The organism is Luteolibacter sp. (genome assembly GCF_039920825.1).
GTDB lineage: Bacteria > Verrucomicrobiota > Verrucomicrobiia > Verrucomicrobiales > Akkermansiaceae > Luteolibacter.
On record NZ_JBDSCX010000008.1, the window covers coordinates 141,024 to 149,258 of the forward strand.

Genomic DNA, 8,235 nt, shown 5'->3' on the forward strand with positions numbered 1-8,235 from the left:
TTTTCACTTCTCTTGCAGCACAGCCTGATCCTCCGGCGACAATCCGGCTTTCCAGGTGACGGCGGCATCCGGCTGGCTGAGGGACCATTGCTTGTCCAAAGTTTGGAGAGCCTTTGCACGGTATTCAGGAGACTCGATGTGATTGGCCAGCTCCGCGGCTTTTGAATATTGATCAAAGCCGGTCAGGGCACGGATGGAGCCGGAGTAAATGGCATCCCGTTGCACACCGGCGGGCAAACCGTCCAACCATTGGGCGGCGGCATCAGGGCCGGGCATCATCCAGGCCCCGACAATCTTGTTGAGTTCGTCCGGTATAACGGTGGCGGAGGCGTTTCGTTCCAGCCAGGTATCCAGCGCGGCTTTCGGGTCCTTGCGAGCGGTCGCCGCTGCCAGGGACATATCGAGATTCTGGCGTTCGAGATCGGTGACTTGAAGGGAATCGACATAGGCCAAAGCCGCATCCGGTTCCATCGTCGCCCATTTGGCCACCATGCTGTTCCTGACTCTTGCTAGATCTTCCGGTCGTCCGGTGGCGGCCGCGCGGTCCAACAGTTTCTGCCTCATTTCCGGATTCTCGCCGACGCATCCCGCCCAGATTCCGAGATAGTCGGCGACCTTATCGGGTGCGAGGTATGCCAGTTGCTGGAATGCCCGCTCAGGATCGGTTTCCACCATGGTGATCGTCGCATTGAGAAGCAGGTTTTCAGAGGATTCCCGCTGCTTTTTCGTTAGATCCCCTGACCTCAGCCAGGTCAGCGCCGCCTCCGGTTGATCCGCAGCCCACAACATGAATGTCTGGGTAGTAAGGATCCGTCCCATGCTTCCTTCGACATCGGGCTGACTTCCCAGGTAGGCGAGTGCCGCGGGTCCGTCCTTGAGGGTCCACCAGCAAACGATCTCCCTGCCCATTTGGAAATACGGCGCCCGCCGTTCAAACCCGGGCGGAATGCTCCGGAGAAATTCCGCAATCTCCGCCGAAGTCATCTTGCCGAGCAACCGCTCCATCTCCGCCAGCATTTCGAAATCGTATGTTGGATCCGGCGATTCCTGCCAAATCAAGTTGAGCCGCTTGCGGATCGCATCGTAGCCAGGCCGGGATGATCCGGCGGACGATTCCCGCTCCGGCTCTAACACAGGACGATGCCGGGAGTTGTTGGCGCTCACGCCAGCCGCTTTGGCATCGGCGCGGCCTTTGAGATTTCCACTCAGTCCAGCCAGAATCACGATGGCGACACCCGCGATAATGATGCCGTAGCGGCTGAAGAAGTTAGGGATTTTCATGAACCTCGGGGGTGGTGATTTCTTTCTGAATAGAGGGTTTCTGATTGATCAGCCACGCCGCGGCTTTCCCGGGCGCAAGCTCCGACCAATGGGCGTAGTGGGACTTTAGCTTCGTCATTTCGAGGTTCATTGTTGGATTACTCCCGCTCCACGGGGTCCAACCGCCACGGATGGAGGAAGCGGCCAGTGCATTCATGACGCCTTCGCGCAACGGTGGAGATTGTTGCTCCAACTCGTCGAGTTGCTTCAAGGCAGCCTCCGGATCCCTCCCCACCCAGCGGGTGTAAGCATCCACCTGTGCCTTCAATGGCTGCGTGTTCTCCTTCGCCACCAGCCAGGCGAGGGCTGCTGTTGGGTCCTTTTCAGCCCAGCCCCTGGTGATCTTGTCGCGCGCCTGCTGCTTCTTGCCGTCATCCAATGCGAGGTCGTCCATCCCACCGAGAGCCGCCAACGGATCACCACGGCCCCAGGTTTCGGCAAACGCCCCCAAGCTAACAGCCTTCTCCTCGTCACTGCTGCCGCTGCGGGCCAGCTCCGCGAGAAATGCAGCCCGGTCTTCGGGAGTCGTGCTCAAGTCGCCGGCGAGTTTCAGCAGGGTCGCCTTGTGAACTTCGGCACCGTAGGACTTCGCCTTTTCCAACGCCATGGCAGGCGTGAGGCCGGATAACAGATTCGCCATCATGCGGGAAGGTTCCTGGCGTTTGAACTCGGATGATTTTTCCGCCCACCGATAGGCGGCATCGGGGTCCATCTTCATCCAGGCGGTCAGCGCGCTCGTGACCATCGTCTGGCGGACTCCTTCTTCCGGAAACGCCGTTGCCGACTCGATTGCGGCAACCGGATCGATCTGCCCCCATCGCTGATAGAGCATGGCCCTCTGGTATCGGCCCGCTTCCGAATCCGGAGCCGAGGAAATCTCCTCAAGCGCTTCCCGGATCTCGCCGATGGAATATCCACGGACGATCGACCACAACTCGCCGCGGGTGCGGGAATTCAGCGGACGCTTGAGCAACTGATGGAGGCTTTCCTTGCGGTCCGTGAAATCCCGTTGCGGGCGATCCCGTCGATGGGCTGCGGAAACCGGCGTTTCCAAAATATTTCTAACTTCCAATGCCGCGGCACCACTTCGATAGCCGATAAACGCCGCCACGCAGGCGGAAGCAGCGATGAGGAGAAACGTCCGGGTGCGCGCCATTTCCAAATATCTGATAGTTTCTCAGACGCTTGTCGATGAAAGAAGTGCCCCTTGCCTCATAAAAACGGATAGGACGACTCCGGATCAACCATCCCTCCGGATTTTTCCACAAAAAAAGGGGCCGCACACTCGTGCGACCCCAAATTCTTGTCATGAATTCTACTGAAAACGGGGATCCCCATCCCCTCGACGACGTAAAGTTCTCCTAAATCCCGGATTCTGTCATGTCACTAAATTATGGGACACCACCCGAACGGGGGAGGCGCATCCGTAACTCACGACAAATCAAGGAATCCACGGCGGATCGCCTCGCTGACGGCGGCCGGGAGGCTTCTGACGTGGAGTTTGTCGAAGCTGCGTTTGATGTATTCCGTGGCCGAATGCTGGCTGATCTTGAGTTCGTCGGCGATTTCCTGGCGGTTCAGGCCTTTTGCCGAGAGCTGGAGGACTTCGCATTCGCGGGCGGACAGGGATTCCGCCTCGGGAATCGGGCTGAGCTGGCGGAAGGTTTGCAGGATCATCCCTGCGATTTTGGGATCGAGCGGGGTGCCGCCTGAGAGCACTTCCTCCAAGGTATCCATCAAGCGGGTCGCGCTGCCGGCCTTGACCAGGTAGCCGTGCGCTCCAGCTTCAAGGGCGGCGAAGACCTTCGCCTTGTCGGTGAAGGCGGTGAGCACCAGGACACGCGCATCGGGCAGGAGCTCCCGCACCTTGCGGATGCCCGCGATGCCGCTCATGCCGGGCAGGCCCAAATCGGAAAGCACGAGATCCGCCACCAGTCCGCCGCGGAACGCCTCCAGCGCGTCTTCCATCGTGGAAAATCCGCCGACGCATTGATACCCCCCACGTTCTTCGAGAACCATCGACACCGACTCGCGGAAATCGGCGTGGTCCTCGATCAAGACCAGCCGGATCGGTTTTTCCTTCGTGGAGGGAGATGTTGCCATGAGTGGTTGTTTTAACGCATGTCCGGGCATTCGGAAAGCGAAGGTTTACGGATGCTGCGCCGATTGCGTGGAGTTCGAAAACTTTGGCAGACGCTTCCGCTTGCGCTCCAACGGCACCGAAAGTTCCAAGCGGGTGCCATTTCCGGGACTGCTATCGACTTTCAATTCCGCGCTCAGGGCTTCGGATCGTTGACGCAATGCGCGAAAGGTCGCCGGACGTTCCAACCGATCCGGATCGATACCGACGCCGTCGTCAGCGATCACCAGTCGGAAAATGTTGTCGTTTTTTTCCGCACGGATTTCCACCTTAGCCGCCTTGGCGTGACGCATGATGTTGTGCAATGCCTCGCGGAAATAGAGAAACAGATCGCGGTTGGCTTCTTCGGGTAGTTCGACCTGCCAGCCCTCTTCGTTGGCGCTGAATTTGCAATCCAGCGTCTCTAACATAATCGAAGCGGTTTCGCGCAGATGCTCGACGGTGCCGATGCGATGATCGCCCGATGGCCTGAGCAACCACACGATGTCGCGCACGGCGCTAACCGTTTCCGCGGCGATCCGCTGGATGCGCTTCAATTCACTCGATGGTCCGGAACGCCCTTCCGCCAGATCCGCGAACATCTGGATGCTTCCGAGATTGCTGCCCACTTCGTCGTGCAAATCCCCGGCGATGCGTTCGCGCACTTTCACCAATTCGCGATTGGCGTGGATGCGATAGCGGATCGGCAGCGCGATGATGAGAAACGCACCGCCCAACACCAGCAAGGCAATACCCGCCTGCCCCGTCCGCCGCCAACCGTCCACCAGGTTCCCAGCTTCCGTTTGCAACGCATACCGGCGCGATTCCAACTGGAGCCGTTTGTCGAGCTGGCCAAGCCATTCGCGCGTCGAGACCAGGTGGCCGTCGGGTCCGTAGCCGTCGCTGAGAGCGGCCGAACTCCAGAACCGTCCGCCCGGCGCGATCAGGTTCTGCATCCCGTCCGGCGAGCTTACGGCTTTTCCCAGGGCCAGATTTTTATCACCGGATAGAATCTCCACCTCGCTCAGGGCGAAATACGCCGGATAGGCGTCGAAGGCCTTCCACAGCTCCGTGGCCTTGATCCTAACATAACGCGCGCGGACAGGATTGAGTCCCAACAAGACCGGATTGTGCCCCGGATTCACCAGTTCCTTTTCGGAAATCACCGTCCACTTCGCCGCGTCACCGGATTCGCCAGTATCGGAAACCGCGATCGACAGCTTCTTGGGAAATCCCCATCCGCTGGGCAAATCCGACGTCGGCTTCTTCGCCGGAATCAATCGCACGGCATCCATCGAAACAGGTTCTCCCAGATCGACATACAATGATGCGCTCTCACTCGCCTTCTCCCGGCCTTCCGACATCCAGCCGACGTTGCCATGTTCCTCCGCCGGAATTTCCGGCAGTCCTAACGGCGTTTGCCCGTCAACAAGGAAGGGCGCGTTCCAATGCCACGGAGCCGACGAAGTCCCGCCGCCGATGCTGCGAACCTCCGCTCCCAACGCCACGTTCCGCTCGCCTTCGAATACCATCGCCTCGGCCCACGAGTGGACAAATGCCTTCTCACCTTCGGAATCCTGATTCAACCGTTCGGCGGAAATCCTCAGAGCCACCGCCTCGACCGGAGGCGATACCTGATAGAGAAACGGATGCCCCTTCCTCACCGGATTCGCGGTGGTGTTTCTCTCCTCTGCGACGAGCCGGACCACGTTTCCTTCCGCGTCCAACAGCTCCACCGTGAACGCGTCGGGCAGGCCATACTGCGCGTCCAATCCCTTCGCGTCATAAAGCCTCGCCGGCACCAGCGCCACCAGATCCACCACCGCGCTTTTCGACCAACGGACCTCAACCGCGAACCGTGCGTTCGCAGGCGGCGTGGCCAGCGTGTAAATCCCCACATAGCCGCCGGAGCCTCCTTGGTCGTCGATCGGGATCGCCGGAAGGTCCTTCATTTGCGGGTCGAGCGTGGCCAACTCTTTTTTGATTTCCTTCAGACGGCCGGAAAATCTCTCCGCAAGGTGCACGTCCCAACCCGCCTCGTCCGCCCATCCCACGTCCGCAGCCGACAGCGACAGTGCGAGAAATCCAATCAAACCGGGGATGCAGCTCATGTGGCCGGCACGCTAGAGCAAGCAGGCTGCGGACGGGAGTACGGATTTTCACAACGAATTGAATCCGTGTTTTCCCTTTTCAACCCCGGGGGGATTCCGCTTTCATCCGTCAGCCCCAATCACGCATGCCCGACCGACCCAAAGATCCCCGACCCTTCAAGCGCGCCATCCTCAAACTCAGCGGTGAAGCTCTGCGTGGATCCGGATCCCGGGACAACATTTCTCCCGAAATCGTCGACCGCATCGCCGTGGAAATCCGCGAGGCCGTCCAAGGCGGACTCCAGCTCGGCATCGTCGTCGGCGGTGGAAATTTCTGGCGCGGAGCGAGTGCGTCCGCCCGCGGGATGGACCGCGCGACCGCCGATTACGTCGGCATGCTCGCCACCGTCATGAACGCCCTCGCTCTCGAAGGTGCGCTTGAGCATCACGGCGTGCCCTGCGTTGTGCAGTCCGCCATCGAAATGAAAAACGTCGCGGAAACCTTCATCCGCCGCAAAGCGGAGCGCCAGCTCGACGAAGGACGCGTGGTCATCTTCGCCGCCGGCACCGGCAGCCCGTTTTTCTCCACCGACACCACCGCCGCGCTGCGCGCCAGTGAAATGGGTGCCGACGTCATCCTCAAGGCCACCCAAGTAGATGGCGTTTACAATGCCGATCCCCGCACCGATCCCGACGCGGTCCGCTACGAGACCGTCACCTTCCAGGAGTGCCTTTCCAAGCGCCTCAACGTGATGGACGCCACCGCGTTCAGCCTGTGCATGGACAACCACGTGCCGATCATCGTGTTCGATCTCGCGCCTCACGGAAATCTCTCCCACGCCCTGCGCGGACTGCCGATCGGCACACTCGTCCACGGCGAGTGAATTTCTAACTACCTCCCGACATGGATCCCGAAGAAGCTATTTTCGAAGTCGAAGACGCGATGAACAAGTGCGTCGAATACCTCATTCACGAATTCGCCGGTGTGAGAACCGGCAAGGCAAGCCCCGCGCTGATTGAAAACCTCGACGTGCACGTCCAGGCTTACGGAGCCGTTTCCAAACTCAAGAGCCTCGCCGTCATCAACTCGCCCGAGCCCCGGATGTTAGTAGTGCAGCCATTCGATCCAGCGACCACCCGCGACATCGAGCGCGCCATCCGCGAGTGCAAGCTCGGGTTGAATCCCGCTGCCGCTGATCGATCAATCCGCGTCCCCATCCCCGAGCTCTCCGAGGAACGCCGCCGCGACATGGTGAAGATGATCAAGCAACTCGCCGAAGAAGCGAAAGTCCGCCTACGCGCCGCACGGAAAGATGGAATGGACTCCGCCAAGAAAATGAAGGCGGACAACGTCATCGCCGAGGACGCCCAGAAGGATTTCGAAAAGGAAGTCCAGGAGCTGACGAACAAATACACGAAGAAGATCGAGGACCACGCCGTCGCCAAGGAAGCGGACTTGATGAAGGTCTAGTCAGGGCAACCTACCTGCCGCCCCAGCTTCCCGGCATGGGAGGATTTCTGGCAGCCACTTGCGAGCTTCCACCGCGAATACCGAGGCTGCTAGAATAAAGCTTCTTTTCATTGGGTTTGTAACTTCATTGCACTTCGCTCTTGAACTCAAGCTTCTTCGTTGGTTTTGGCTATTTTCGAGGTGTGGTATCATTACATCTACTCAATCAGCATTGTTGTCTGCCTTGCGGGATGATGATAATCTTGAGATCTTCCACAACAGGGAAGTCTTTTCAACGGCGCGACCAAGCCAGCCGAAGCCTATCATCCAAATTATCGTGAAGGGCGAAAACGTGTCTTGATATGACAAATACCAAGCTAAAGCGATGAGAACCGCAGCGAACACATACGTCCCGATTAAGCTAGAAGATGTCGGCAACACACCGCGTATTTTGAGTTCATCAGCGTCTTTCATTTTTTATCTAACGTAGAGTGGTGGCACCGGCGAGGGGAAGTCCGAATTTGGACTGAGACGTTATCGCCTGTTGCCACTCACGGCTTGATAGGCATCTTCATTGCGGGCGAAATGGCTAGTCACAGACATCGGTGTCAACGATCTCACCATCGCGAAAGAAGAATCTCAAGATGCCATCGTCCCAAGCAGCATAGGCGAACGACATGAAGAAGTCACAATCGTCCCGCCCCCAGAAAACGCTCATGGGGTAGATACCGCCATTCTGGATGACGTCATTCCGAAGATCTTCGTCCGCATCGATCATGTCATGGACGCGGTCGATGTAAATCTGGATAGCCGCTGCAACCTCGGGAACATTCTGTGCAGAGGGCAGGGATGGATACCACGAAAAGTCGATGACTGCACCACGGTGATAGCGACGGACCTCGACCACTTCGCCATGCTTTGAGTCCGGCGAAGAGACACCGTCACCGATTGGAGTCTGGATCGGTTGCTTCTTGGATTTGGATTTGCCGAACATTTTTGGCTCTTCAGTTCTCTGCCTACGTAGAAGTCCACACATCCGCTACCGGGAGCGAGGCTTCGACTCAGGTTGAGGGTTGTAGTCACGCAGGAAAATCAAACTCAGAGCGGGTAGCGGATTGTGGTGTGACGCCTTCCATGAGAAGGCAGTCAAACAGAAATTGAAGTTTACTTCAACACGAGTTTCTTGGGACGTTGGAGTTCATTGGGTTGGAGATACAGGCGGGACAAGGGATCTCCCCCCGCCTCCCCTGGGGGAC

8 protein-coding genes are annotated in these 8,235 nt (G+C 58.6%); 2 read left to right on the top strand and 6 right to left on the bottom strand.

Going from position 1 to position 8,235, the window contains the following annotated elements; translation table 11 throughout:
- Window positions 1-3: 3 nt before the first annotated feature.
- The 4 genes from ABIQ96_RS01845 to ABIQ96_RS01860 form a co-directional block, all read right to left on the bottom strand.
- Window positions 4-1,281 carry a hypothetical protein gene (locus ABIQ96_RS01845; RefSeq protein ID WP_348212830.1) on the bottom strand — a complete coding sequence of 426 codons (1,278 nt, stop codon included), beginning with the start codon at window positions 1,279-1,281 and terminating at the stop codon, window positions 4-6.
- Entirely contained in the window at window positions 1,268-2,476 is a 1,209-nt protein-coding gene (locus ABIQ96_RS01850) for a hypothetical protein (protein WP_348212831.1), read from the bottom strand. The genes ABIQ96_RS01845 and ABIQ96_RS01850 overlap by 14 nt, the downstream gene beginning before the upstream one ends.
- Before the next feature lie 275 nt (window positions 2,477-2,751).
- Entirely contained in the window at window positions 2,752-3,423 is a 672-nt protein-coding gene (locus ABIQ96_RS01855; RefSeq protein ID WP_348212832.1) for a response regulator transcription factor, read from the bottom strand.
- A 45-nt stretch (window positions 3,424-3,468) separates the two neighbouring features.
- Window positions 3,469-5,550, bottom strand: coding sequence for a histidine kinase (locus tag ABIQ96_RS01860; protein ID WP_348212833.1), 2,082 nt, complete (start codon window positions 5,548-5,550; stop codon window positions 3,469-3,471).
- Between the two features lie 125 nt (window positions 5,551-5,675).
- Here ABIQ96_RS01860 and pyrH point away from each other — a divergent pair, with 125 nt between their 5' ends.
- Together pyrH and frr are read left to right on the top strand one after the other, a co-directional pair.
- Window positions 5,676-6,413: a UMP kinase gene (pyrH, locus tag ABIQ96_RS01865; RefSeq protein WP_348212834.1), complete on the top strand. Its 738-nt coding sequence runs from the start codon at window positions 5,676-5,678 to the stop codon at window positions 6,411-6,413.
- Between the two features lie 20 nt (window positions 6,414-6,433).
- Window positions 6,434-7,000 (top strand): ribosome recycling factor, encoded by a 567-nt coding sequence (frr, locus tag ABIQ96_RS01870; RefSeq protein WP_348212835.1) that lies wholly within the window; start codon window positions 6,434-6,436, stop codon window positions 6,998-7,000.
- A gap of 201 nt (window positions 7,001-7,201) precedes the next feature.
- Here the strand turns inward: frr and ABIQ96_RS01875 are convergent, their stop codons facing one another.
- Entirely contained in the window at window positions 7,202-7,453 is a 252-nt protein-coding gene (locus ABIQ96_RS01875; RefSeq protein WP_348212836.1) for a hypothetical protein, read from the bottom strand.
- 115 nt (window positions 7,454-7,568) lie between these two features.
- Window positions 7,569-7,973 carry a hypothetical protein gene (locus ABIQ96_RS01880; RefSeq protein ID WP_348212837.1) on the bottom strand — a complete coding sequence of 135 codons (405 nt, stop codon included), beginning with the start codon at window positions 7,971-7,973 and terminating at the stop codon, window positions 7,569-7,571.
- Between the last annotated feature and the right edge of the window lie 262 nt (window positions 7,974-8,235).